This is a genomic window from uncultured Sphingomonas sp., assembly GCF_964237335.1.
GTDB lineage: Bacteria > Pseudomonadota > Alphaproteobacteria > Sphingomonadales > Sphingomonadaceae > Sphingomonas.
In genome coordinates, this window is sequence record NZ_CAXSHM010000042.1 from 1 (window position 1) to 23356 (window position 23356).

23 protein-coding genes are annotated in these 23356 nt (G+C 69.4%); 20 read left to right on the forward strand and 3 right to left on the reverse strand.

From position 1 onward, the window contains the following. Positions 1-73: 73 nt before the first annotated feature. Positions 74-3025 carry a M16 family metallopeptidase gene (locus ACFE65_RS15250; RefSeq protein ID WP_375383225.1) on the reverse strand — a complete coding sequence of 984 codons (2952 nt, stop codon included), beginning with the start codon at positions 3023-3025 and terminating at the stop codon, positions 74-76. 288 nt (positions 3026-3313) lie between these two features. Here ACFE65_RS15250 and ACFE65_RS15255 point away from each other — a divergent pair, with 288 nt between their 5' ends. The 16 genes from ACFE65_RS15255 (at position 3314) to ACFE65_RS15330 (ending at position 17324) form a co-directional block, all read left to right on the forward strand. Then, complete coding sequence (locus ACFE65_RS15255; RefSeq protein ID WP_375383226.1) at positions 3314-4126, forward strand: aspartyl/asparaginyl beta-hydroxylase domain-containing protein; 813 nt, start codon at positions 3314-3316, stop codon at positions 4124-4126. Between the two features lie 89 nt (positions 4127-4215). Then, positions 4216-4791: a NifU family protein gene (locus ACFE65_RS15260; protein ID WP_375383227.1), complete on the forward strand. Its 576-nt coding sequence runs from the start codon at positions 4216-4218 to the stop codon at positions 4789-4791. A 34-nt stretch (positions 4792-4825) separates the two neighbouring features. Beyond that, positions 4826-5419 carry a malonic semialdehyde reductase gene (locus ACFE65_RS15265; protein WP_375383228.1) on the forward strand — a complete coding sequence of 198 codons (594 nt, stop codon included), beginning with the start codon at positions 4826-4828 and terminating at the stop codon, positions 5417-5419. Positions 5420-5454: 35 nt separating this feature from the next. Further along, a complete protein-coding gene (tsaB, locus tag ACFE65_RS15270) occupies positions 5455-6081 on the forward strand; it encodes a tRNA (adenosine(37)-N6)-threonylcarbamoyltransferase complex dimerization subunit type 1 TsaB (RefSeq protein WP_375383229.1) in 627 nt (208 codons plus the stop codon). Further along, the gene (locus ACFE65_RS15275; protein ID WP_375383230.1) at positions 6078-6581 is read left to right on the forward strand and encodes a GNAT family N-acetyltransferase; all 504 of its coding nucleotides are present in this window, start codon (positions 6078-6080) and stop codon (positions 6579-6581) included. Before tsaB ends, ACFE65_RS15275 begins: the two co-directional genes overlap by 4 nt. Positions 6582-6688: 107 nt before the next feature. Beyond that, entirely contained in the window at positions 6689-7111 is a 423-nt protein-coding gene (locus tag ACFE65_RS15280; RefSeq protein ID WP_375383231.1) for a Fur family transcriptional regulator, read from the forward strand. A 77-nt stretch (positions 7112-7188) separates the two neighbouring features. Further along, a complete protein-coding gene (locus tag ACFE65_RS15285) occupies positions 7189-7905 on the forward strand; it encodes a lysophospholipid acyltransferase family protein (RefSeq protein WP_375383232.1) in 717 nt (238 codons plus the stop codon). 39 nt (positions 7906-7944) lie between these two features. After that, positions 7945-9288 carry a tRNA (N6-isopentenyl adenosine(37)-C2)-methylthiotransferase MiaB gene (gene miaB / locus ACFE65_RS15290; RefSeq protein ID WP_375383233.1) on the forward strand — a complete coding sequence of 448 codons (1344 nt, stop codon included), beginning with the start codon at positions 7945-7947 and terminating at the stop codon, positions 9286-9288. A 66-nt stretch (positions 9289-9354) separates the two neighbouring features. Continuing rightward, on the forward strand, positions 9355-10365 hold the full coding sequence (locus ACFE65_RS15295; RefSeq protein ID WP_375383234.1) for a PhoH family protein: 1011 nt from the start codon (positions 9355-9357) through the stop codon (positions 10363-10365). 48 nt (positions 10366-10413) lie between these two features. After that, on the forward strand, positions 10414-10668 hold the full coding sequence (locus ACFE65_RS15300; protein WP_375383235.1) for a type II toxin-antitoxin system VapB family antitoxin: 255 nt from the start codon (positions 10414-10416) through the stop codon (positions 10666-10668). Next, positions 10665-11063, forward strand: coding sequence for a type II toxin-antitoxin system VapC family toxin (locus ACFE65_RS15305; protein WP_375383236.1), 399 nt, complete (start codon positions 10665-10667; stop codon positions 11061-11063). Before ACFE65_RS15300 ends, ACFE65_RS15305 begins: the two co-directional genes overlap by 4 nt. A 3-nt stretch (positions 11064-11066) precedes the next feature. Further along, complete coding sequence (gene ybeY / locus ACFE65_RS15310; protein ID WP_375383237.1) at positions 11067-11579, forward strand: rRNA maturation RNase YbeY; 513 nt, start codon at positions 11067-11069, stop codon at positions 11577-11579. Positions 11580-11588: 9 nt separating this feature from the next. Beyond that, positions 11589-12515, forward strand: coding sequence for a hemolysin family protein (locus tag ACFE65_RS15315; RefSeq protein WP_375383238.1), 927 nt, complete (start codon positions 11589-11591; stop codon positions 12513-12515). A 122-nt stretch (positions 12516-12637) separates the two neighbouring features. Further along, complete coding sequence (katG, locus tag ACFE65_RS15320) at positions 12638-14872, forward strand: catalase/peroxidase HPI (RefSeq protein WP_375383239.1); 2235 nt, start codon at positions 12638-12640, stop codon at positions 14870-14872. 108 nt (positions 14873-14980) lie between these two features. Continuing rightward, a complete protein-coding gene (locus ACFE65_RS15325; RefSeq protein ID WP_375383240.1) occupies positions 14981-16351 on the forward strand; it encodes a PQQ-dependent sugar dehydrogenase in 1371 nt (456 codons plus the stop codon). Between the two features lie 94 nt (positions 16352-16445). Continuing rightward, positions 16446-17324, forward strand: coding sequence for a hypothetical protein (locus ACFE65_RS15330; RefSeq protein WP_375383241.1), 879 nt, complete (start codon positions 16446-16448; stop codon positions 17322-17324). A gap of 123 nt (positions 17325-17447) precedes the next feature. Here ACFE65_RS15330 and ACFE65_RS15335 read toward each other — a convergent pair whose 3' ends face one another. Both ACFE65_RS15335 and ACFE65_RS15340 read right to left on the reverse strand, forming a co-directional pair. Next, entirely contained in the window at positions 17448-17750 is a 303-nt protein-coding gene (locus tag ACFE65_RS15335; protein ID WP_375383242.1) for a polyhydroxyalkanoic acid system family protein, read from the reverse strand. Beyond that, on the reverse strand, positions 17747-18223 hold the full coding sequence (locus ACFE65_RS15340) for a VOC family protein (protein WP_375383243.1): 477 nt from the start codon (positions 18221-18223) through the stop codon (positions 17747-17749). The genes ACFE65_RS15335 and ACFE65_RS15340 overlap by 4 nt, the downstream gene beginning before the upstream one ends. Before the next feature lie 125 nt (positions 18224-18348). On the opposite strand from ACFE65_RS15340, the gene ACFE65_RS15345 reads away from it, so the two are divergent. The 4 genes from ACFE65_RS15345 to ACFE65_RS15360 all read left to right on the forward strand — a co-directional run. Then, on the forward strand, positions 18349-19818 hold the full coding sequence (locus ACFE65_RS15345) for a hypothetical protein (protein ID WP_375383244.1): 1470 nt from the start codon (positions 18349-18351) through the stop codon (positions 19816-19818). An 81-nt stretch (positions 19819-19899) separates the two neighbouring features. Then, complete coding sequence (locus ACFE65_RS15350) at positions 19900-20694, forward strand: glycosyltransferase family 2 protein (RefSeq protein ID WP_375383245.1); 795 nt, start codon at positions 19900-19902, stop codon at positions 20692-20694. A 56-nt stretch (positions 20695-20750) separates the two neighbouring features. Further along, on the forward strand, positions 20751-22424 hold the full coding sequence (gene lnt, locus ACFE65_RS15355; RefSeq protein WP_375383246.1) for an apolipoprotein N-acyltransferase: 1674 nt from the start codon (positions 20751-20753) through the stop codon (positions 22422-22424). Between the two features lie 88 nt (positions 22425-22512). Continuing rightward, on the forward strand, positions 22513-23356 hold an 844-nt coding region (locus tag ACFE65_RS15360; RefSeq protein ID WP_375383247.1), incomplete at its 3' end, for a methionine adenosyltransferase domain-containing protein.

Sequence of the window (23356 nt, forward strand, 5' to 3'; positions counted from 1 at the left end):
CAGCGCAGGCGCGCTACATCACCGCCAACACCAATGCCGCGCAGCGGCTTCGTGCTGTGGGCGAACACCGCCCCTACCCGCCCTTCGCCACCGTCCCTGCCCCCGTCTTGGCCGCCACATCCTTGGGCAGCACCTCCATCGTCCAGTCACGCTCGGGCCGCAGATATTTCGCCGCGACCTGTTGCAGTTGCTCGGGGGTGATGCTGCCAAAATCGCGGCCGAGGTTCGCGGTCGCGGTCGCGCGGGCGGGGTCGTAGGCGGCGCCTGCCATCAGCCGCATCCAGAACTGGTTGGACGTCGAGGCGCGCGCCAGCGACTGCGCCATCGATCCCATGATGCGCTTGAACTCGTCCGCCTCGATCGGTTTCGCCACCAGCTCGGCCGCGATCGCGCGCGCGGTCTGGAAGAAGAAGTCCACCTTGTCGGGCGTGACCTGACCGATCGCCACCATGCGCCCGCCCGACGACAGCCCGATCGGCCAGCTGCTCGACACGTTCGGGCTGTAGCTCGCGCCCGCCGCCTGGCGCAGCCGCTCGAACAACCGGTCGGAGAACACCTGCGCCAGCACGTCGAGCCGCCGGCTCTCGGCGATGCCCGCCGAGCCGCCGCCCGTCGGCCAGGCGATGACCGCCGCCGCCTGGTTCGCGTTGCCGGCATGCGTGCGCACCACCGGCGTCATCACATGCGCGGGGAAGCGCACGGGCGGCGCGGGAGGCAGCGCGGCGTCACGCGCCGGCAAGGCGCCGAACGTCGCGCCCACCGCCTTGATCGCCGCGTCCGCCGTCACGTCGCCGAACACGGAGACCTCGATGGGGCCTGACTTCAGGATTGGCTCCCACAATTTGCGGAAATCGTCGGGCGTCGTCGCCCGCACCGTGCTGGGGTCCGGCGTCGCCCAGCGCGGGTCGCCGTCGTGGAGCAGCCCGTCGAGGTCGCGCGACAGCACCCCGTCGGGCGAGGCGTCGAACCCGGCGTAGCCTGCCTGGACCACGCCCTTGGCGCGCAGCAGCGGCGCCGGGTCCCAGCCGGGCGCGGCGAGCTTGTCCGCCATCAGCGTCAACTCGTCCGACAGGTCCGCGGGCGTAGTCGTCGCACCCAGCGTGAAGGCGTCGTCGCCGATGTCGAAGTCGAGCGCGATCTGCCGCCCGGCCGTCAGCGCGTCGAGGTCCCCCTGCTTCAGCGTGCCGACCCCGCCGGCGACGAGCGCCAGCTCGCCGGCCCAGGCGGGCGAGGCGCGATCGGCCGGCAGCTGGTTCTGTCCCCCGCCCCACCGCACGCGCACGTAGACGCGGCCCGTCTCGCCCGCATTGGGGAACAGCAGCGCCCTGACGCCATTGGAATAGGTGACCGTCTCCATCTCGAGCCCCGGCAGCGGCGTCGTGGCCGTGACGGTGCCCGGCGTTCCGAGCGGGGGCAGGGCCGCGAAACTCACCGTTCCTTGCGTCGTGCGCGCGCCGGGATCGCCCGAGGCGCCGGCCTTCAGCGCGGCGGCGAGCCGGGGCGCGGCGGTGGGATCGGGAGCATGGAGATTCACGAGCGCGCGGGTCGCATCGCCGCGGAAGATCCGCCGCGTGGACGCGAGGATCGCCGCCGGCGTGAACATGCCCTTCTTGCGGGCGCCGAGGAATACGTCGTAGCTCGACTGCGGGCTGGTCATCGTCTCGCGGATGTCGAGCGCCTGCACCATGTCGTCGGCCAGATGCGTGCCCATCTGCACCGGCGCGGTATCCGCCTGCGTCTTCATGCCCGAATCGTAACCGGCGAGTTCCTGGTCGATCTCCGCCTGGCTCGGCGGCCGCTTCATCGCGTCCGCGATCACGCCGCGAACGTCCTTCAGCGCCTGTTCCCAATCGTCACCCAGCGGCACGATGTTGACCGAGGTGATGTTGGCCGAGCGCGACACGTCGTCGAGGCTGACGGACGCCTGGAGGAAGCTGCCGCCGGCGCGCGCGCGCGTCTCCAGCCGGCGATCGATCACCTGCGTCGCGATCATGTCCACCAGCCGCTTCTGGTTGAAGATCACCGTGTCGTTGTTGAAATGCCACGGGCGCAGCACCGCAGTCGTCACGATCTCGGGAACCGAAGCCTCGACAGTCGTCGCGGTCGTCGGCTGGCCGGGACGGGGCCGCCCGAAATCGGGCGTGGGCGGCACCGGGCCGACCCCGTGCCAGCTCGCGAAGTTCTTGGTGACGAGCCGTGCGAGCACGTCAGCGTCCATGTCGCCGACGACGATCACCACCGCGTTCTCGGGCCGGTACCAGCGATCGTGGAACGCCAGCACCGCGGGCGCGGTCGCCGCCTCCAGCGTCTTGATGTTGCCGATCGGCGAGCGGTCCGCCAGCGGCTGGCCCGCGAACAGCGTCGCGCGCACCGCGTCACCCATCCGAACCTGCGGCCCCGGCTGCTCGCGCTGCTCGGCGAGCACCACCGGCCGTTCGGCGTCGAGCGCGGCGGGGACGATGTTGGGCTTCTCCATCATGCCCGACATGATCTTGAGCGATTCATCGAGGCTCGCCTCGGTCGCGCCGGGCAGATCGAGATGATAGACGGTCTGCGTCGGCGTCGTCTGCGCGTTCTGGTCGGTGCCGAAGGTCGCGCCGAACCGCTGCCACGTCCGCTTCGCCTCGCCGTCGGGCACGTATTCGCTGCCGCGGAACGACAGATGCTCGATGAAATGCGCGAAGCCGCGCTCGCTATCCGTCTCGTTCAACGATCCCGCGTCGATGCGGACGCGTATCGCGACCTGGCCCGGCGGCACGCCGTTCTTGCGGACGGCGTAACGCAAGCCGTTGGGCAGACGGCCGAAACGCCACTCCTTGTCCTGGGTGATGTCGCTGCCCTTGTAGAGCCAGGGCGACGTGTCGACCGCGACGGTGGCCGGGTCCACCGGGCCACCCACCGCCGCCGCCGAAACGACAGGCGGCGCGGCGGGCGGCGCGGCGGAGCGGGCGAGGACGGGTGCGCTCGCACCGGCGAGGAGGAGGGCAAGCAGCGAGGCGCGGGACGCGCGCGGAAGCGGGATCATGGCCGCCTTCGTACCCGCACCGGCTGAACGCCGCCAGAACGCAGACGGCCGACGGTTGCATAAAACCCGGCCCGCGCGATACCTGTCGTCTTCGTCATGATTTTCCGCCATGATTTCGCCCCCGATTGCTCGTAGCGGGTCGTTCGATCTTACCAGCCGGGCGGCCGTCGACGCGGTCGCCCGACGCCACGGCCTATGACCAAAGAGGGCACGAGAGTGGACGTCCAGACCTCCCAGCAGCACACCCCCCATCGCGTCGCGACCCCGGCTTTATGGCCGGAATCGGGCATGGGCGCCGAGGAGGCCGGCATCCGCGTTCCCGACATCAACGTGATCTCGGGCGCACCCGCGCCCGGCGCGGCGATGAAGGCGGAGAAGGGGCGGCCGGTCATCATCAAGGTCGGCAAGCACCTGCGCGGGATGTTCGACCGGCTGATCGCCTCATCCTCGCTGGTCCCCAACGACCCCGTGCTCGACGTGCGCGACTTCGCCTGGACGCAGGTGCTGCGCGACAATTGGCAGGCGATCCGCGACGAGGCGATCAAGGTCGCGCTGGTGGGCGAGGCCGCGCCCAGTCTCGCGACGATCTCGCCCGACCATCGCTCGATCGCGCAGGTCAACATGTGGCGCTCGTTCTTCCTGTGGGGCTACAGCTACCCGATCGACGAGAACCTCGCGCGCTGTCCGGAGACGGCGAAGGTCGTCGCGCAGATCCCGGGCCTTAACAGCGCGTTCTTCTCGATCCTAGCGCCCGGCACGCATATCCCCGACCATCGCGGCGTGACCAAGGGGCTGATCACCTGTCACCTCGGCCTCATCGTGCCGCGCGACGGCGACGTCCGGATGCGCGTCGACGACCGCATCGTCCGCTGGGCGGAGGGCGAGACGCTCGTGTTCGACGACACCTATCAGCACGAGGTGTGGAACGACACGGCGGGCACCCGCGTGGTGCTGCTGATCCAGTTCGAGCGGCCGCTGCGCAACCCCGGCAAATGGTTCGCTGATACGTTCCTCGGCTTCGTCCGCCGCTCCGCGTTCGTGCAGGAAGCGCGCGACAACATCATGAGCTGGAACTCGGCGGTGAAGCAGCTCGATTACTGAGCGCCTCGTCGTCGATCTGGCGAGGCTCTGCTTGGGAACAGCCATCTGACCCGCTTGCACCCGCCCCCGCCTCGGGCCACATGCACGCCATGCTGATCGAGACCGAGACCACGCCCAACCCCGCGACGCTCAAGTTCATGCCGGGACGCGCCGTCATGGAGGTCGGCACGCGCGACTTCGCGACGCCGGAGGAGGCGGAGGCGTCACCGCTCGCCGATGCGCTGTTTGGGCTGGGCGACGTGACGGGCGTGTTCTTCGGGCGGGACTTCGTGTCGGTCACCGCCGCCGCCGGTACCGACTGGCGCGAGCTGAAGCCCGGCGTGCTCTCCGTGCTGATCGACCATTTCTCGGCCGCGATGCCGCTGTTCCGTCCCGGCCCCGCAGGCGGGATCGTCGTCCCCGCCGCCGACGCGGCCTTTCCGGAACATCCGGAGGATGCCGACATCGTCGACCAGATCAAGGACATCATCGAGACGCGCGTGCGCCCGGCAGTGGCGAACGACGGCGGCGACATCGTCTATCGGGGCTTCGACAAGGGCAAGGTGTTCCTCCAGATGCAGGGCGCTTGCGCCGGCTGCCCCTCGTCCAGCGCGACCCTGAAGAACGGCATCGAGCAGCTTCTGCGCTACTACGTGCCCGAGGTCACCGAGGTCCGCGCGGTCTGATCTCACACCACCCGATCCCAGGAGCATACCACCGATGAGCGCCAGGCTCGACGACGCGACCCTCGATGCGGTGTTCCGCGAAGGGCGCAGCTACAACGGCTATCTCGACCGGCCGGTCAGCGAGGCTGACCTCCACGCCGTCTGGGAGTTGATGAAATGGGGGCCGACGTCGGTCAACCAGCTTCCCGCCCGCCTCGTCTGGTGCACCAGCGCGGAGGCGAAGGCCAGGCTCGCCGCCTGCGCGTCAGGCACCAACGGGCCGAAGATCCTCGCCGCACCGGTGACGGTGATCGTCGGCATGGACACTAATTTCCACGAACATCTGCCCGAACTGTTCCCGCACACCGATGCCAAGGCGTGGTTCGACGGCAACTCCGAGCTGCGCGAGGTGTCCGCCTTCCGCAACTCGACGTTGCAGGGCGCCTATCTGATCCTCGCGGCGCGGATGCTGGGATTGGACACGGGCGCGATGTCGGGCTTCGACGGCGGCGCGGTGGACAAGGCGTTCTTCGCCGACCAGCCGGGCGTGCGCGTCAACTTCCTCGCGACGATGGGCCATGGCGATCCGGCCAGCGTCTACGCCCGCTCGCCGCGCCCCGCGTTCGAGAAGTTCAACCGCATCGCCTGACGTCCTGATATCGACGCATCGATGCTGACGTTCTTATGCTGACACTGGCGATCGACACCGCGACGGCCGCCTGCACGGTCGCGCTGTTCGACGGCGAGCTGCTGATCGCCGCCACCGGCGAACGGGTCGGGCGCGGCCATGCCGAGCGGCTGGTGCCGATGATCGCCACGCTGCCTGGCGGCGGGCGGGCGGATCACATCCTGGTCGACGTGGGACCGGGCAGCTTCACCGGCATCCGCGTCGGCATCGCCGCGGCGCGCGGGTTGGCGCTCGGCTGGGGTGCGAGCGTCGGCGGCTATTCGTCGCTGGCGTGCGTCGCGGCGGCGGCGTTCGCTCGTGACGCCACGCTCGCGCCGCCGCTTGCGGTCGTGCTGGAGGGCGGGCATGGCGAGGTCTTCATGCAGCGCTTCCTGCCCGATCCGCTCCGCGCCGACAGCGACCTCGCCTCGCTCCCGCCCGAGCTCGCGCGGCGAGCGGTGGAGGGACTGAGCGCCATGGGTGACGGGCTGCGCTGGCTGCAGTCCGACGATCCGCGCTCGGCGCCGGGCGGCGCGCTGCCCGAGGCGGTCGACGCGCTGCGGTTGCCGCTCGCGCTGCGCAGCCTGCCGCCGCGTCCGCTCTACGGCCGCGCACCCGACGCCAAGCCGCAGCTGCCGCGATGAGCGAGTCCTCCGCAACCTTGGCGGCCAAGCCGGCAGCCGCGATCGATCTGCGCACCGGTTCGGCGGCCGACATTCCGGTGGTGGAGGCGCTGATGGCCGCCGCGTTCGACCCGCGCTGGGGTGAGGCGTGGACGCGCAACCAGTGCCTGGGCGTGCTCGGCCTGCCGGGCGTCTGGCTGACGCTCGCGGAGCTAGACGGCGCGCCCGCCGGCTTCACGCTGGCGCGCAGCGTGGTGGACGAGGGCGAGCTGCTGCTGCTCGCCACGCATCCTGCCGCCCGCCGACGCGGCGTCGGCACCGCGCTGCTGCGCGCGACGCTGGACGCCTGCCGCGCGCGCGACCTGGCGACGCTGCACCTCGAGGTTCGGTCGAACAACGACGCGGTGGCGCTCTATCGGGCGGCAGGGTTCGAGAAGGTGGGCGAGCGACGCAGCTATTACCGCGGTCGCGACGGGAGCGCCTTCGACGCGCACACGCTGCGCCGCGCCGTGGTTCGCTGATCCCGCGCCGGCGGCCCGGCGGCGCCTGGTTCTTGCGAGTCGGTTTCGCTTTCACCGACGCCGCCGCCCCGGTACACCATCGCCCACTGCCTGGACGCATCGAGGATATGGCCCGCAAGATCGACCTGGAAGCGCTGTGCAACGAAAAGGGGCTGCGGATCACCGAGCAGCGCCGCATCATCGCGCGCGTGCTGTCGGAGGCGGAGGACCATCCCGACGTCGAGAAGGTGTACGAGCGCGCCTCCGCGATCGACCGCGGCATCTCCATCGCCACCGTCTATCGCACCGTGCGGCTGTTCGAGGAGGCGGGCATCCTCGACCGGCACGATTTCGGCGACGGCCGCGCCCGCTACGAGCCCGCGCCCGAGGCGCACCACGATCACCTGATCGACGTCGAGACCGGTCGCGTGATCGAGTTCGTCGATCCCGAGCTGGAACTGCTGCAGAAGGCGATCGCCGAGCGGCTGGGCTTCCGGCTGGTGGACCACCGGATGGAGCTCTACGGCGTCAGCCTGGCGCGCAAGGACTGATCGCGCTGCCGGCCGCGCCGATCCCGCCCCAGGCCGGCGCCGTCGGTACCGCCGCCCTACCGACGGCTTCACCACCGGTGACGTTGGCAGGGCGACTGCGCATCATCGGCCGGCTGGCGGCGTTGGCGGCGTTGCTGATCGTCTGCGTGCCGCTCCATTATCTGTGGCGGCTGTGCGGCGCTCGGTCGCCCTGGCCGCGGCGGTTCCTGGGTCTGGTCGCGCGGATCGTCGGCGCGCGCGCGCGGGTGGTCGGCACGCCGCTCACCGACCATGTGGTGTTCGTGTCCAACCATCTCAGCTGGATCGACATCCTGCTGATCGCCGGCGCGACCGGCAGCGCCTTCGTCGCAAAGGCGGAGCTGGCGGGCAGCCCGCTGATCGGCTGGCTGTGCAGGCTCAACGACACGATCTTCATCGACCGTGCGGACCGGATGGGCATCGCCGGACAGGTCGCACGGTTGCGCGACGCGCTGGCCACCGGCCGCCCGGTGACGGTGTTCCCCGAAGGCACGACGGGCGACGGGGTGGCGCTGCTGCCGTTCAAGGCAGGGATGCTCGCCGCGCTCGATCCGCCGCCGGCGGGGGTGTCGGTCCAGCCGGTCCGGATCGACTATGGCGCTGCCAGCGCCGACCTGACGTGGACGGGCGGCGAGCATGGCGTCGACCACGCGCGGCGCGTCTTGCGTCGCCGGGGCAGCTTCGTCGCGACGTTGCGCTTCCTGCCGGCGTTCGATCCCGCCGGCATGGGCCGCAAGGTCATCGCCGCCGAGGCGCGGCGGCTGATGGAGGGCTGACCCCTCCCCGCCTGCGTCCGGATGCGCTATGCGCCGGCCATGAAGCCCACGCCTAAGACCTTCGCCGTCAAATCCTTCGGCTGCCAGATGAACGTCTATGACGGCGAGCGGATGGCGGAGCTGATGGCCGCGCAGGGCCTGTCGCCGGTGGAGGCGGGCGAGGCGGACCTCGTCGTCCTCAACACCTGCCACATCCGCGAGAAGGCGACGGAGAAGGTCTATTCGGACATCGGCCGGCTGCGCAAGGATGCCCGCGTCACAGGCCGCGAGGCGCCGATGATCGCGGTCGCCGGCTGCGTCGCGCAGGCGGAAGGCGCGGAGATCGTCGCGCGCGCGAAGGTGGATGTCGTCGTCGGCCCGCAAAGCTATCACCGCCTGCCCGTGCTGGTCGCCGATGCCGCGGCCGGGCACCCGGCGCTCGACACTGAGCTCCCCGCGCTCGCCAAGTTCGGCGCGCTCCCCGCCCGCCGCCGCCGCGCCAACCCGTCCGCTTTCCTGACGGTGCAGGAAGGGTGCGACAAGTTCTGCACCTATTGCGTCGTCCCCTATACGCGCGGCGCGGAGATCAGCCGGCCATGGACGGCGATCGTCGACGAGGCGCGAGCGCTGGTGGACGCGGGCGCGAAGGAGATCACGCTGCTGGGCCAGAACGTCAACGCCTGGGCGGGCGAGGACGAGACCGGCCGACCGCAGGGCCTGGGCGGCCTGATCCGCGCGCTCGACCGGCTACCGGGGCTCGCGCGCATCCGCTACACCACCAGCCACCCGAACGACATGACGCAGGAGCTGATCGAGGCGCACCGCGACGTCGAGAGCCTGATGCCGTTCCTCCATCTGCCCGTGCAGGCGGGCAGCGACCGGGTCCTGAGGGCGATGAACCGCCATCATACGCGCGACGGTTATCTGCGGCTGATCGACCGCGTCCGCGCGGCGCGGCCCGACATCGCGCTGTCGGGCGACTTCATCGTCGGCTTCCCCGGCGAGACCGAGGCCGAGTTCGCCGAGACGCTCGGGCTGATCGACCGGGTCGGTTACGCGCAGGCGTTCAGCTTCAAGTACAGCCCGCGCCCCGGCACGCCGGCGGCCGACATGGCCGGACAAGTCTCGCCCGAGGTGATGGACGAGCGGCTCCAGCGGCTCCAGGCCGGTCTCAACCGCGACCAGCATGCGTTCAACGCAGCCACCGTCGGCCGGACCTGCCGCGTACTGGTCGAGCGTGCCGGCAAGCTGCCCGGCCAGATGCTCGGCAAGTCTCCCTGGCTCCAGTCGGTCCACCTGCTGACCGACGCCGGCGCCGGCGATCTCCTGGACGTGACGCTGGTGAGCGCGGGGCCGAACTCGATGGCCGGTCTTGATCTGGGTGAAGGACGGCGCGCCGCCTGATGCGCCTCTAGCAATCCGGGCGCGGACGACGCACATCCATGCCGAAGTCGAACGCGAAGGAGCCGCATGAGCCGCAAGCCAGTCCCCGCCCAATCCGGTGAACGATCCCGGGCGGAGGTGTTGTTCGACCGGCCACAGCTCCTGGCGCAACTGTTCGGCCAATATGACCAGAACCTCGTCGCGCTCGAGAACCGGCTCGGCGTCTACATCACCGCGCGGGGCAACCGCGTGGGGCTGGAGGGATCGGCGGAGCATGTCGCGATGGCGCGCGACGTGCTGAACGACCTGTATACGCGCGTGTCGCGTGGCGAGGCGGTCGACTCGGGGCTGGTCGACGCGTCGATCGCGATGACCGCGGAGCCGGTGCTCGACGGAATCATGCGTGCCGACCTCGATCGCAACGGCGGCGAGCGCGCGCCCGGCGTGATGATCCGCACGCGCAAGAAGACGATCGTGCCAAGGACGCCGGCGCAGGCGCATTACATGCACGCGCTGACGGGGAACGACATGATCTTCGCGCTCGGGCCGGCGGGCACGGGCAAGACCTATGTCGCGGTCGCGCAGGCGGTGGCGCAGCTCATCACCGGCAGCGTGCAGCGGCTGATCCTGTCGCGCCCGGCGGTCGAGGCGGGCGAGCGGCTGGGCTTCCTGCCCGGCGACCTGAAGGAGAAGGTCGATCCCTACCTGCGCCCGCTGTACGACGCGCTGTACGACTGCCTGCCCGCCGAGCAGGTGGAGCGCCGGATCGCGAGCGGCGAGATCGAGGTTGCGCCGATCGCCTTCATGCGCGGGCGGACGCTCGCCGACGCGTTCGTGATCCTCGACGAGGCGCAGAACACCACGGTGGCGCAGATGAAGATGTTCCTGACCCGCTTCGGCCAGAACAGCCGCATGGTGGTGTGCGGCGACCCCAAGCAGGTCGACCTGCCCGGCGGCATCCCGGCGAGCGGGCTGGCGGACGCGGTGCGCCGGCTGGAGGGGGTCGAGGGTATCGCGGTGGCGCGGTTCACGTCAGGCGATGTGGTCCGGCATCCGATCGTCGGCCGGATCGTCGAGGCGTATGAGGGGATTGGTTGACGAACGTGTATATCCTCTCTAATTTGTAAGGATATACCGGAGGTTGTGATGGCGTCGCTTTATATCAAAAACCGGGAAACGGCCGATTTGGCCCAGGAATTGGCCGGTCTGCTTGGTATGACAAAGACGGCGGCGGTTCACGATGCGTTGCTGCACCGCAAGCGCGAATTGGTCGCCGAGCGCGCCGTCGATATTCACGATCAATTACGGGCTTGGCGGGCGGCGCATCCCCTGGGGGAGCCCACTGGGCTAGAAGCCGACAAGGCGTTCTATGACTCGCTGAACGACGAGGAGGATGATTGACCATTTTCCTCGATGCGTCTGCGATGGTGGCGATAATGACGGACGAACCTGACGCGTTCGATCTGGAGCGGCGTTTCGGGATGGTGGTCGACAGGCTCTGCTCCGCGTTGTCGCTTTGGGAGACGGTTCGTGCGATCGCGCGCAAACGGAAGATTTCTGTTTCCGAGGCTTGTCTGGAAGTTGATGCGTTCGTCGCGGATTTTGCGATCCGCCTTGTGTCGATCGATGCGGGCGAGGCGAGTGCGGCCATCGTCGCCCATGAACGATATGGAAAAGGATCCGGCCATCCTGCCCGGCTCAACATGGGCGACTGTTTCGCCTACGCCTGCGCGAGGACCAACGGGGCCCGGCTGCTCTACAAGGGCGACGATTTCGTCCACACGGACCTTGGCTGACGCATGATCCAGATCGAGCTCTCCCGCGAGGACCCGTGGCCGGACGACATTGACTGGCCCGCCCTCGCCACCCGCGCCGCGTGCGCCGCGATCGAGCGGACGCCGCATGGCGGGTTGCTGACCACCCCCGCGCTCGTCGAGATCAGCGTGCGGCTGACCACCGATGACGAAGTCTGCACGCTGAACCATCAGTATCGCGGCAAGGACAAGCCGACCAACGTCCTGTCGTTCCCGATGGTGCAGCCCGACCTGCTCGACGTGACCGACGAGAACTCCGATGACGGCGAACTGCTGCTGGGCGACATTGTCCTCGCGCACGGCGTCTGCGTCGCGGAGGCCGCGGAGCGCGGCATCCCGGTCGAGGCGCATGCCACGCATCTGCTGGTGCACGGCACGCTGCACCTGCTAGGCTATGACCATGGCGGAGACGCCGAGGCGGAGGCGATGGAGGCGATCGAGCGCGACGCGCTCGCCTCGCTCGGCATCGCCGACCCCTATCTCGTGCGAGAGGACTGACGCAGGCCCATGCCACCCCCATCCGGAGACGACCGAAGTAGCGGCGGTCACCACGACCATGAAAGTGGCATCTGGCGGAGCCTCAAGGGCCTGATCTTCGGCCAGCCCGCCGACGATACATTGCGTGGTCAGCTCGAGGACGTGATCGACCGGCACGAGGACGATCCCGCGCCGGATGCGATCGGCGACCTGTCTCTGCTGGAGCGGCAGATGGTGCGCAACCTGCTCCACTTCGGCGAGCGCGACGCGAACGACGTTGGCGTTCCGCGCGCGGACATCGTGGCGGTGGAGGAACATACCTCGTTCGAGGCGCTGGTCGCCAAGTTCGTTGACGCAGGGCACAGCCGCCTGCCGGTCTATCGCGGCAGCCTCGACCAGGTCATCGGCATGGTCCACATCAAAGACGTGTTCGTGCTGCTGGCCCAGCAACCGATGGGGCGCGACATGAGCGCGGACTGGTCGGCGCTGATCCGCGAGCCGCTGTACGTGCCGGTCGCGCGCGGCGCGCTCGATCTGCTCGCCGACATGCGGTCGAGCCGCGTCCACCTCGCGGTCGTGCTCGACGAATATGGCGGCACCGAAGGCCTCGTCACGATCGAGGACCTGATCGAGGAGATCACCGGATCGATCGAGGACGAGCATGACGACGCGCCCGAGGCGCTGCTGGTGCCGATCGACGGCGGCGGCTGGGCGGCAGACGGGCGCGCCGAACTGTCGGAGGTCGCGCGGCTGGTCGATCCGCGGCTGGGCGAGACGGACGACGATGTCGACACGCTCGCCGGGCTCGCCGGTGTGCTCGCGGGCCGCGTGCCCGAGGCGGGCGAATGCCTGACGCATCCCAGCGGCTGGCGGCTGGAGGTAGTGGACGCCGATCCGCGCCGGGTCGAGCGGCTGCGGCTGCACCCGCCGCTGGAGGCGGTGCCGGCGGAGGCATGATGCGCGGTACGTCCGACGACTGATCGAGAGCGTCGCTGAAAACGAGCGGATTAAACAATTTCCTTTGCCTTCGCCAGGCGGCTATCTGCGGCGAATACCGATAGCCCGACAGGAGAAGACCCATGGACGCCATCACGCAAGGCAGCCCGCTCAACGATCCCGGAAAGCAGCCGCTGGCCATGCGCAAGCTGCTGGGGCAGACGAGCCGCGACTTCTGGCCCGAGCAGCTGTCGCTCGGCATCCTGCACCAGGGTGGCGTGTCGCCCAGCCCGATGGGGGCCGAGTTCAATTATGCCAAGGCGTTCAAGGAGCTCGATTACGCCGCGGTGAAGACGGACCTGACCGCGCTGATGACGGACAGCAAGTCGTGGTGGCCGGCTGATTACGGCCATTACGGCCCGTTCCTGATCCGCATGGCGTGGCATTCGGCGGGCACGTACCGCACCGGCGACGGTCGCGGCGGTTCGGGCGCGGGGCAGCAGCGGTTCGCGCCGCTCAACTCCTGGCCGGATAACGGCAACCTCGACAAGGCGCGCCGGCTCCTGTGGCCGATCAAGCAGAAATATGGCGCCAAGCTCAGCTGGGCGGACCTGTTCATCCTGGCCGGCAACGTCGCGATCGAGTCGATGGGCGGGCCCACGTTCGGCTTCGGCGGCGGCCGCGCAGACGTGTTCGAGCCCGAGCAGGACATCTACTGGGGCTCCGAGGAGGAGTTTCTCGGCCAGACGCGCATCGACGAGGAGGCCGGCATGGCGCTGGAGGAGCCGCTCGCGGCGATCCAGCACGGCCTGATCTACGTGAACCCGGAAGGCCCGGGCGGCTGTCCCAACCCGATGGGCTCGGCGCGCGACATGCGCGAGACGTTCGCGCGCATGGGGATGAACGACATCGAGACCGCGGCGCTTACCGCCGGCGGCCATACGTTCGGCAAGGCGCATGGCGCGGGCGATCCGAGCCTCGTCGGCAAGGAGCCGGAGGGCGCGGACATCGCCAGCCAGGGCCTGGGCTGGAAGTCGAGCCATGAGAGCGGCCACGGCGACCATACGATCACCTCGGGCATCGAGGGCGCATGGACGCCGACGCCGATCACCTGGGACATGACCTATTTCGACATGCTGCTCGACCACGAGTATGAGCTGACGAAGAGCCCGGCCGGCGCGCACCAGTTCCACCCGGTCGGCGATCCCGCCGAGACGCTGGCGCCTGCCGCGCACACGCCCGGCAAGAAGGTGCCGACGATGATGACCTCGGCCGACATGGCGCTGAAGGTCGACCCGTCGTACCGCGCGATCATGGAGAAGTTCCGCGCCGAGCCCGCGTATTTCGCGGACCAATGGGCGCGCGCCTGGTTCAAGCTGTGTCACCGCGACATGGGGCCCAAGGTGCGTCTGCTCGGGCCGGAAGCGCCGACCGAGGAGCTGATCTGGCAGGACCCGATCCCCGTTGCCGACTATGCGATGATCGAGGCGAGCGACATCGCCGCACTGAAGAAGACGATCGCCGGCTCGGGGCTGTCGGTGGCGGAGCTGGTCGCCACCGCCTGGGCGTCCGCGTCGACGTGGCGCGGGTCGGACCATCGCGGCGGCGCCAACGGCGCACGCATCCGCTTCGCGCCGCAGAAGGATTGGAAGGTCAACGATCCCGAGCAGCTCGCCCGAGTGCTGGCGGTGTACGACCGCATCAAGGCGGACTTCGACGGCGCGGCAGCCAAAGACTCCGGCGCCGGCAAGAAGGTGTCGATCGCCGACTTGATCGTGCTCGGCGGCACGGTGGGCGTCGAGCAGGCGGCCCGTGCCGCCGGCTACCACGATGAGGTGCCCTTCACCCCCGGTCGCACCGACGCGACGCTGGAACAGACCGATACGGCGAGCTTCGACGTGCTGGAGCCCAAGGCCGACGGCTTCCGCAACTATCTGTCGGTGCAATTCAGCGTTCCGACCGAGGAGCTGCTGATCGACCGGTCGCAGCTGCTGAACCTCAGCGGCTGGGAGATGGCGGTTCTGGTCGGCGGGTTGCGCGTGCTCGGCGCCAACGCGCAGGGCTCGAAGCACGGCGTGTTCACCGATCGTCCGGGCCAGCTGACCAACGACTTCTTCGTTCACCTGCTCGACATGGGCACGGCGTGGAAGCAGATCAGCGACGAGAGCGACCAGGAATATGTCGGAACCGACCGGGAGACGCACGAGGAGCGGTGGACCGCATCGCGCACCGACCTGGTGTTCGGCCACAACTCGCAGCTCCGTGCGATCGCGGAAGTCTATGCCTGCGCCGACGCGGGCGACAAGTTCGTGCGCGACTTCATCGGCGCCTGGACCAAGGTGATGATGGCCGACCGCTACGACCTGATGCAGGGCTGATCGGACTTAGCTGACCGAAAGGAAGGGCCGTCGGCAGCGATGCCGGCGGCCTTTTCGTGTCCGGTCGACGGCATTGGCAGCGCGCCCCAATCCGCTTATCTTACAACCATGCGCCGCCACATCCCGATCGTCGTCGTCCTGTTCCTCGTCGCGATCGCGGGCGTGGTCGCCTATCTCGGCTGGCCCGATGCGGCGCGGGTGCCGATCGCGGAGGTCGAGGGCGGACGACCGCACATGACGCCGCCGCGCGAGCAGACGATCCCCACCGTCGACGTGCCCAAGGCGGTCGGCTGGCAGGGGGACGCGAGGCCCGTCCCCGCCGCCGGGCTGAAGGTCGCCGCCTTCGCGAGCGGGCTCGACCATCCGCGCTGGCTCTACCGGCTGCCCGACGGCGACGTGCTGGTCGCGGAGAGCAACTCGCCGCCGCGCGACGTGGGCGGGATCACCGGCTGGGTGATGGGCTGGCTGATGAACCGTGGCGGCGCGGGCAGCGTCTCGGCGGACCGGATCACGCTGTTGCGCGACGCGAACGGCGACGGCGTGGCGGAGACGCGCACGACCTTCCTGACCGGGCTCCACTCGCCCTACGGGATGGCGCTGGTCGGCGGCTGGCTGTATATCGGCGACACCGACGCGGTGGTGCGCGTGCCCTACACGCCCGGCGAGACCCGGATCGCGGCGAAGCCCGAATTGGTGGTGAAGCTGCCCGGCGGTGGCAACCACTGGGCGCGCAACATCCTGGCCGCGCCCGACGGCAAGACGCTGTTCGTCGCGGTCGGATCGTCCACCAACGTCGGCGAGAACGGCAGCGACGCCGAGAAATACCGCGCCGACATCCTGCAGGTGTACCCCGAGTCGAAGACCGCGCGCATCTATGCCGCGGGGCTGCGCAACTCCAACGGCATGGCGTACGAGCCGCATACCGGCGGGCTGTGGACGGTGGTGAACGAGCGCGACATGCTCGGCTCCGACATCGTGCCCGATTATCTGACGCAGGTGGAGTTCGGCGATCAGTTCGGCTGGCCCTGGTATTATTGGGGCGGCTATCCCGATCCGCGCATCCCGGAGGCGAACCGCAACCCGGCGATGCAGGAATATGTGAAGCGGCCGGATTACGCGATGGGGCCGCATGTCGCGGCGCTCGGCCTCACCTTCGCGGCCGACGCGAAGCTGGGGGCGGGGTTCGCCGATGGCGCGTTCGTCGGCGAGCACGGATCGTGGAATCGCAAGCCCGTGTCGGGCTACAAGGTGGTCTATGTGCCCTTCGCGCCGACCGGCTTCCCGGTGAAAGGCGCCAAGCCCGTCGACGTACTGACCGGCTTCCTCGATGCCGCCGGCCATGCGCAGGGCCGGCCGGTAGGCGTCATCACCGATCGAGCGGGCGCACTGCTGGTGGCGGACGACGTCGGCAACCGCGTGTGGCGGGTGAGCGCGGCCCCAAGCGCTGGCGGCAAGCCCGCGCAGGTGGCGGCGCGTTAAGGTGCGGTGGGGCTGTCGATCGCTGATCGCTGCCGGGATGCTCGCCGCACCGGCGATCGGATCGGTCCCGCCACCACCGCCTGACGATGCCCCAGTGATTGCCGCTTCCTGCGGCACCACCACGACGGTACAGCCGTTCGACGAGGTTCCCGCCACCGTCACCCCGCTCGCGCCCGCCACGCTGGCGATCGAAGGTCGGCTGCACCGGCGGTGGGGCCTGCGTATCGCGACCGGTGACGCCCGCGTGGCCGACGTCGCGGGCATGGAGTTCAGCGAGCGCCATGGCCTGCTCGCCGTCACGCGCGGCGGCCAGTGGCTGTCGTTCGACCTGCGCGGCGGCACTTTGGCGGGCATCCACGCGGTCGGGGTCGCAGCGACGCGAGGCGCGGCCGGTGCCCCGACATCGCTCGTGACGGTTTATGGCGAGCGCACCTTTGTCGCATTCGGCGGGGCGCATCCGGTGATCGCGCGCTATGCGCTTGGCGCGTGCGGCGCCGCCTCCACCGCCGTCCCGTGGATCACCGTCACCGGCGGCGGCGAGCTGATCGTCGTGCAGGGCGCCTACACGTATCTCGGCATCGTCGGCCGGCATGCGGGCGATGGCGGCGCGTTGGTGCTTCCCTATGCGCGTCGGGCCGTGGCGCTTGCCGGCCGCAATCCGCTGGGCGCATCCGCCCGGACCCTCGTCGCGGCGAGCAACCCCGCGCGGATCGTGCCGGAGATCATCGTTGCGCACCAGGCAGGCCACGGAGGCCGCACGGACGTGACGCTCGTGCCGGTGGACGCTTGGGGTGATGTGCAGGGCGGTCCGGCCCGGCCGCAGACGCCGCTCGCCACCCTGCCGCGGGCGCCGAGCGCGATGGCGAGCCAGTATGACCGCCGCGGGAAGACCACGCTGGTGATCCTCGCCTATCCCGGCCCGAGCACGGGTACGTTGGACCTGTATGCGTTCGACACCGATGTGGCGCTGTAAGCTGCCCCCCCCCCCGTTCGTGTCGAGCGACGTCGAGACACCTTGCCGGCCGATCGCCCGTGTCTCTCGACTTCGCTCGAGACGAACGGAAGGGGTATGGTCCCCGTGAAAGCCTGCCGACCGCTACTTCAGCAGCTTGGGCGCGCCCTGTTCGATCGCGCCTTTCACCATGCTCGCAAACGGCAGCAGGAACATCGGCAGGTCGACGACCGCGTGGACGTGAGTCTCGAACACCGTGATCGCGCTCGCCACCGTCTGGCCCATCGCCTTGATCGAGAAATTGAGCGTGTCGCCGTCCCATGATCGGCTGACGAGCGCGCCGCCGGGCACCGCGTCCGCAACCTTGCCGATGCGCGCGTCTAGCCGGTCGCGCACGCCCTGCTTGCCGAGCGAGTGCGGGATGTCGAGGGCGATCGGCGTGCTCATGCGGCGTGCTCCAGGGGCGTTGCGTCGGTGGCGGACATCGTCGCCCCTTCGCCGTCGACGGCGAAGATCATGGCATCGTCGGCGAATGCCTTGAACTCCAGCGCGTTGCCGGAGGGATCGAGGAAGAACATCGTCGACTGCTCGCCCGCCGCGCCTGCGAAGCGCGTGTGCGGCGCGATCCCGAACGCGACGCCCGCCGCGCTCACCCGGTCGGCCAGCGCGCGCCAGTCGGCGGGTTCGAGCACGACACCGAAATGCGGCACCGGCACATGGTGGCCGTCGACCTCGTTGGCGACCGCGACGGCCTGGGCGGCCGGATCGAGGTGCGCGACGATCTGGTGCCCGAACAGGTCGAAGTCGATCCACAGCTCGCTCGACCGCCCCTCCGCACATCCGAGCGTGCCCGTATAGAAGGCGCGCGCGGCGGCAAGATCATGGACCGGAAAGGCGAGGTGGAAGGGGCGGAGGCTCATGAGGCCGAGTGTAGGGGTTTGCTCGGGCAAGCGCGAGTCTCTCGCTCCCGCATCAGCGACATGGCTGGTCGAACCATCGGTTGCGCCGGCGGCATTGGCCCGTAAGGAGGCTTGGCGCCGGTTTCATGGAGACGACGATATTCGACCGTCTTTCTAAGCACGCATGGTCTGACCGGGCAGAGTGTTCCGCGCACCGGATCGGCAGGACGCCGGGCGTCGACGCGGCTCCTGATGCACGCGAGCGTCTGGCGCTGCTTGCGGCGTTCGCGCTGCTCATCGTCCTTCGGCTGCCGCATGCCTGGTTGCAGGGGCGGTTCCTGGGCGAAGAGGGGACGATCTTCTTCGCATATGCCTGGCACCGGCCGGCGGCGGCGGCACTGTTCCGATCGTTCGCCGGCTATCTCAACCTCGGCGCCAACGCGGCTACGCTGGCGGACGCGCGGCTGGTTCAGGCAGGCTTCCTGCCGCTGGAGCTTGCGCCCTATCTGACGATGACGATCGCGCTGCTCGTCCAGCTTCTTCCCGGCGTGCTGATCGTCACCGGTCGCGCCGATTGGCTGATCAGGCGCTGGGCCATCCGGGTCAGCCTGCTGATCCTCGCGATCAGTCCGATGACGGAGGAGGTGTTCGTCAACGCCCTGCATATCCAGTTCCACCTGGCACTGTGCGCGGCGCTGATCCTGGCGCTGGACGTCCCCCGATCGCGGTCGGTGCGGATCGGCTATGGCCTGCTCCTGTTCCTTGCCCCGCTATGCGGACCGAGCGCGATCGTCCTCGCGCCATTCTATGTCCTGCGCTGTCTGGTCGATCGGGATCGCGTACGCGCCTTGCAGACGGTGGCGCTCGTGACGGGCGCGGCGGTTCAGTTACTCCTGTTCTTCACCGCCAGCCCGGTGCGCGGTCATCTCCTCGATGCCGCGACGCTGGCGGCGGTCCTTAGCACGCGGCTGGTGGTGATGCCGTTCTTCGGCCCGCCGCTGGCCAATGTCTTGGGGACGGCGATCTACACGTCCTACAGCGCGGCCGGCGTCGGCTGGTGGATCGCGGTCGTCGCGGCGATCGCCTATTTCGGCGTGCTGATCCGACTGGCCCTGCGCCGGGGGCACCGCGGCGCGATCTGGCTGGTCCTGCCCGGCCTCGGCCTTGCGGTGGTGTCGTTCGGCGGCGGCATGATCGTGGCGAATCCGCGTGAGTTGTTCAGCGTCGGCTCGGGAGAGCGCTATAACTTCCTGCCGCTGATGCTGCTGAGCCTGGGATTGGTCGCGCTCGCCGACGAATATCGTGGACGGGTCCGCCGTTTCTGCCTTGTGCTATGCCTGATGACGCTGGTCTGGGGCGCGATCGTCTATCCGACGCCGATCAGGGGATTGAGCCAGGGTCCGGCCTGGGCGGACGAGGTCGCCGCCTGGCGCCGCGATCACGATCACCCGCTGGCGACCTGGACGAAAGAGTGGACCGTCGACCTGTCCGATCACGATCGTCCATGCTCGCCGCGACGGACGCAGCCGTTCGCGGTCGAGCCCTCCGATCCAAGCTATTGCGAGAACGCCTGGCTCGCGCGGGTGACGCCGCGGCAAGTCCGACCAGGACCGTGACGCGGCGCGATCTTGCCTTGACCGGTCCTCACGCATCGCCAACCTGTCCGGGCATCGGTTCGACAAAGGGCGACAAGGGCTATGATCAACGGTCGGCGCGTGACGGTGGTCCTGCCCGCCTATAATGCCGCGCGCACGCTGCGCCGCACGATCGCGGAGATCCCGCACGACGTCGTCGACGACATCATCCTCACCGACGACGCGAGCCGCGACGAGACGGGCGCGATCGCGCGGTCGCTGGGCATCCACACGCTGGCGCACGCGCAGAACCGCGGTTACGGCGGCAACCAGAAGACCTGCTATGCCAGCGCGCTCGCACGCGGCGCCGACATCGTCGTGATGCTGCACCCCGATTACCAATATACGCCGAGGCTGGTGACGGCGATGGCCAGCATGATCGCGTCGGACCAGTATGACGTGGTGATGGCGTCGCGCATCCTGGGCAACGGCGCTCTGAAGGGCGGCATGCCGGTCTACAAATACATCGCAAATCGGTGCCTCACGCTCGTCCAGAACATCCTGATGGGGCAGAAACTGTCGGAATATCACACCGGGTACCGTGCGTTCAGCCGCGCGGTGCTGGAGCGGCTGCCGCTGCTCGCGTGTTCGGACGATTTCGTGTTCGACAACCAGATGATCGCGCAGACCGCCTGGTTCGGGTTCCGCATCGGCGAGATCTCCTGCCCGACGCTGTATTTCGCCGACGCGTCGAGCATCAACTTCCGGCGCAGCGCGATCTATGGGCTGGGCGTGCTCGGCACGGCGATCGGCTATCGGCTCGGCAAGCTCGGGATCGGGCGATCCGCCATCTTCACCAGCGACGCCGCCGCCGCGCTGACGCCCGACGTTCAGGAGGCGATGCTGGCGCGGCTGTGACGCAGACCGCTGCGGCGGCGCTGTCCCGCGCGCCCGGAAGCTGGCAGAGGCGGGCCATGTCGACCGCGACCCACTCGCCGACCCGCCGAGGGGGGCCCGCGCTCGCCTGCGTGGTGCTGGGCGCGCTCGCGGCGCTGGGGTTCGCGCCGCTGGGATGGTGGCCGCTGACGTTGGTCGCGGTGGGCGCGTGGTTGTGGCTGGTGCACGACGCGGACCGGCTGCCGTCGGCGCTCGCGCGCGGATGGCTGTTCGGGCTGGGGCATTTCACCGTCAACGACAACTGGATCGGGCACGCGTTCGATTTCCAGCAGGCGATGCCGACGCAGCTCGGCTATCTCGCGCCGCCGCTGCTGGCGCTGTACCTCGCGGTGTACCCGATGCTCGCCGCCGGGCTCGCGTGGCGGCTGGCGAGCCCGCGCGCCGCGGGCGATCGCGTGACCCGGCCCGGGCTTGCGTTCGCGCTGGTCGCGGGCGCGGCCTGGATCGTCGCCGAGTGGCTGCGCGCGACGATGTTCACCGGTTACGCGTGGGACCCGCTGGGCGTCGTGTGGGTGCCGGTTCAGCCGGTCGCGCACCTGGCGGCGTGGGTCGGCACCTATGCGCTGTCGGGGCTGACGGTGGTGCTGGCCGGCGTCCTGATGCTGCTGGCGGGGCGAGGCCGGTGGAGCATCGTGGTCGCCGTCGCCATCCTGATCATGTTCGGCGGCTTGCAGGCGATCAGCTACGTTCAGATCGAGCAGACTTCGCCGTTCGGACCAGCCGGCAACCCGCGACCAACCCCCCGCGTCCGCATCGTCCAGCCCGACATCGGCCAGGACCAGCGCGGGGAGTTCGACGCCGAGCCGATGCTGGCCGCGCTCACCCGCCTGTCCGGGCGCCCCGGTCCCGGCCCCAATGCTCCCCCGCGCCTGCTGCTGTGGCCCGAGGGCGTGGTGCGCGACTTCATCGAGGACGGCTATCCCTGGCAATATTATGTCGGAACCGGCGTGACGGGCGAGGAGGAGTTCCGCTCGCCGCGCTGGATGCGCGCGCGGCTGGGGCATCTTCTGGGCCCGCGCGACCTGCTACTGGCGGGCGGCGCGACATTGTCCTTCCCGCCGCCCGGCGATCCGCGGCGCGATCACCCGACCGGCTCGACCAACGCGATCTTCGCGATCGCGCCGTCGGGTCGGATCGCCGGCCGCTACGACAAGGCGCACCTCGTCCCCTATGGCGAGTATCTACCGATGCGCGGGCTGCTGTCCGCGATCGGGCTGTCGCGGCTGGTGCCCGGCGACATCGATTTCGTCCCCGGGCCGGGACCGCGGACGCTGGCGCTGCCCGGCTTCGGCCCGGTCGGCATGCAGCTGTGCTACGAGATCGTCTTCTCGGGCCAGGTGGTCGACGAGGCGCATCGCCCCCGTTTCCTGTTCAACCCCTCCAATGACGCCTGGTTCGGCCGCTGGGGCCCGCCGCAGCATCTGGCGCAGGCGCGGATGCGCGCGATCGAGGAAGGGCTGCCGATCCTGCGCGCGACGCCTACCGGCATCTCCGCCGTCGTCGCCGCGGACGGCCGGCTGGTGGCGAGCATCCCCGCCGGCCGCGCGGGCGCGATCGAGGTGCCGCTGCCCGAGCCGCTGCCCCCGACGCTGTTCGCGCGGATCGGCAATGCCATGGCGGGCCTCGTCGCCCTGTCGCTGCTGGCGCTCGCGGTTGCCATCCGCCGGAGGTCGCGCTACGGCCTGATATAAGGAAAGCTTTATATGCCGGCCTGAGACGGTCGGGCGGGCATACGGCATGGAAACGGCCGCGCTTTCCCCTCATCAGAAGGGATCCCCCATGCGTTCCAGCTTCCTGTTCACCTCCGAATCGGTCTCCGAAGGCCATCCCGACAAGGTCGCCGACCAGATCAGCGACACGATCGTCGACCTGTTCCTGGGCAAGGACCGTTATGCGCGCATCGCCTGCGAGACGCTGACGACCACCAACCTGGTCGTGCTGGCGGGCGAGATCCGCTGCAAGGGCGTGTACGAGAACGGCGAATGGGCGGACGGCGCGCTCGCCGAGATCGAGGCCGCGGTGCGCCAGACGGTGAAGGAGATTGGCTACGAACAGTCGGGCTTCCACTGGAAGGAGTTCGCGTTCCACAACAACCTCCACGGCCAGTCCGCCGAGATCGCGATGGGCGTGGACGAGAGCGGCAACAAGGACGAGGGCGCGGGCGACCAGGGCATCATGTTCGGCTATGCTACCGACGAGACGCCCGGGCTGATGCCCGCCACGCTGTACTACAGCCACAAGATCCTCGAGCGGATGGCCGCCGACCGCCACTCGGGCGCCGCGCCGTTCCTGGAACCCGACGCCAAGAGCCAGGTGACGCTGGAATATGAAAACGAGAAGCCGGTGCGTGCGACCGCGCTCGTCGTGTCGACGCAGCATGCACCCGGCTATTCGGAAAAGGGCCAGAACCCCGATCCGGCCAAATACGCCGTCCTGCGCGACTATGTGATGGGCGTCTTCCGCGACGTGCTGCCCGACGGATACATCTCGGACGCGACGCAGATCTACATCAACCCGACCGGCGCGTTCGAGATCGGCGGACCGGACGGCGACGCGGGCGTGACGGGCCGCAAGATCATCGTCGACACCTACGGCGGCGCGGCCCCGCACGGCGGCGGCGCGT

Bases quoted from the DNA above. Each gene is read 5' to 3' on its own strand.
- ACFE65_RS15250 (WP_375383225.1), bottom strand. From the start codon at position 3,025: ATGATCCCGCTTCCGCGCGCGTCCCGCGCCTCGCTGCTTGCCCTCCTC.
- ACFE65_RS15255 (WP_375383226.1), top strand. From the start codon at position 3,314: ATGGGCGCCGAGGAGGCCGGCATCCGCGTTCCCGACATCAACGTGATC.
- ACFE65_RS15260 (WP_375383227.1), top strand. From the start codon at position 4,216: ATGCTGATCGAGACCGAGACCACGCCCAACCCCGCGACGCTCAAGTTC.
- ACFE65_RS15265 (WP_375383228.1), top strand. From the start codon at position 4,826: ATGAGCGCCAGGCTCGACGACGCGACCCTCGATGCGGTGTTCCGCGAA.
- tsaB (WP_375383229.1), top strand. From the start codon at position 5,455: ATGCTGACACTGGCGATCGACACCGCGACGGCCGCCTGCACGGTCGCG.
- ACFE65_RS15275 (WP_375383230.1), top strand. From the start codon at position 6,078: ATGAGCGAGTCCTCCGCAACCTTGGCGGCCAAGCCGGCAGCCGCGATC.
- ACFE65_RS15280 (WP_375383231.1), top strand. From the start codon at position 6,689: ATGGCCCGCAAGATCGACCTGGAAGCGCTGTGCAACGAAAAGGGGCTG.
- miaB (WP_375383233.1), top strand. From the start codon at position 7,945: ATGAAGCCCACGCCTAAGACCTTCGCCGTCAAATCCTTCGGCTGCCAG.
- ACFE65_RS15295 (WP_375383234.1), top strand. From the start codon at position 9,355: ATGAGCCGCAAGCCAGTCCCCGCCCAATCCGGTGAACGATCCCGGGCG.
- ACFE65_RS15300 (WP_375383235.1), top strand. From the start codon at position 10,414: ATGGCGTCGCTTTATATCAAAAACCGGGAAACGGCCGATTTGGCCCAG.
- ybeY (WP_375383237.1), top strand. From the start codon at position 11,067: ATGATCCAGATCGAGCTCTCCCGCGAGGACCCGTGGCCGGACGACATT.
- ACFE65_RS15315 (WP_375383238.1), top strand. From the start codon at position 11,589: ATGCCACCCCCATCCGGAGACGACCGAAGTAGCGGCGGTCACCACGAC.
- katG (WP_375383239.1), top strand. From the start codon at position 12,638: ATGGACGCCATCACGCAAGGCAGCCCGCTCAACGATCCCGGAAAGCAG.
- ACFE65_RS15325 (WP_375383240.1), top strand. From the start codon at position 14,981: ATGCGCCGCCACATCCCGATCGTCGTCGTCCTGTTCCTCGTCGCGATC.
- ACFE65_RS15335 (WP_375383242.1), bottom strand. From the start codon at position 17,750: ATGAGCACGCCGATCGCCCTCGACATCCCGCACTCGCTCGGCAAGCAG.
- ACFE65_RS15340 (WP_375383243.1), bottom strand. From the start codon at position 18,223: ATGAGCCTCCGCCCCTTCCACCTCGCCTTTCCGGTCCATGATCTTGCC.
- ACFE65_RS15345 (WP_375383244.1), top strand. From the start codon at position 18,349: ATGGAGACGACGATATTCGACCGTCTTTCTAAGCACGCATGGTCTGAC.
- ACFE65_RS15350 (WP_375383245.1), top strand. From the start codon at position 19,900: ATGATCAACGGTCGGCGCGTGACGGTGGTCCTGCCCGCCTATAATGCC.
- lnt (WP_375383246.1), top strand. From the start codon at position 20,751: ATGTCGACCGCGACCCACTCGCCGACCCGCCGAGGGGGGCCCGCGCTC.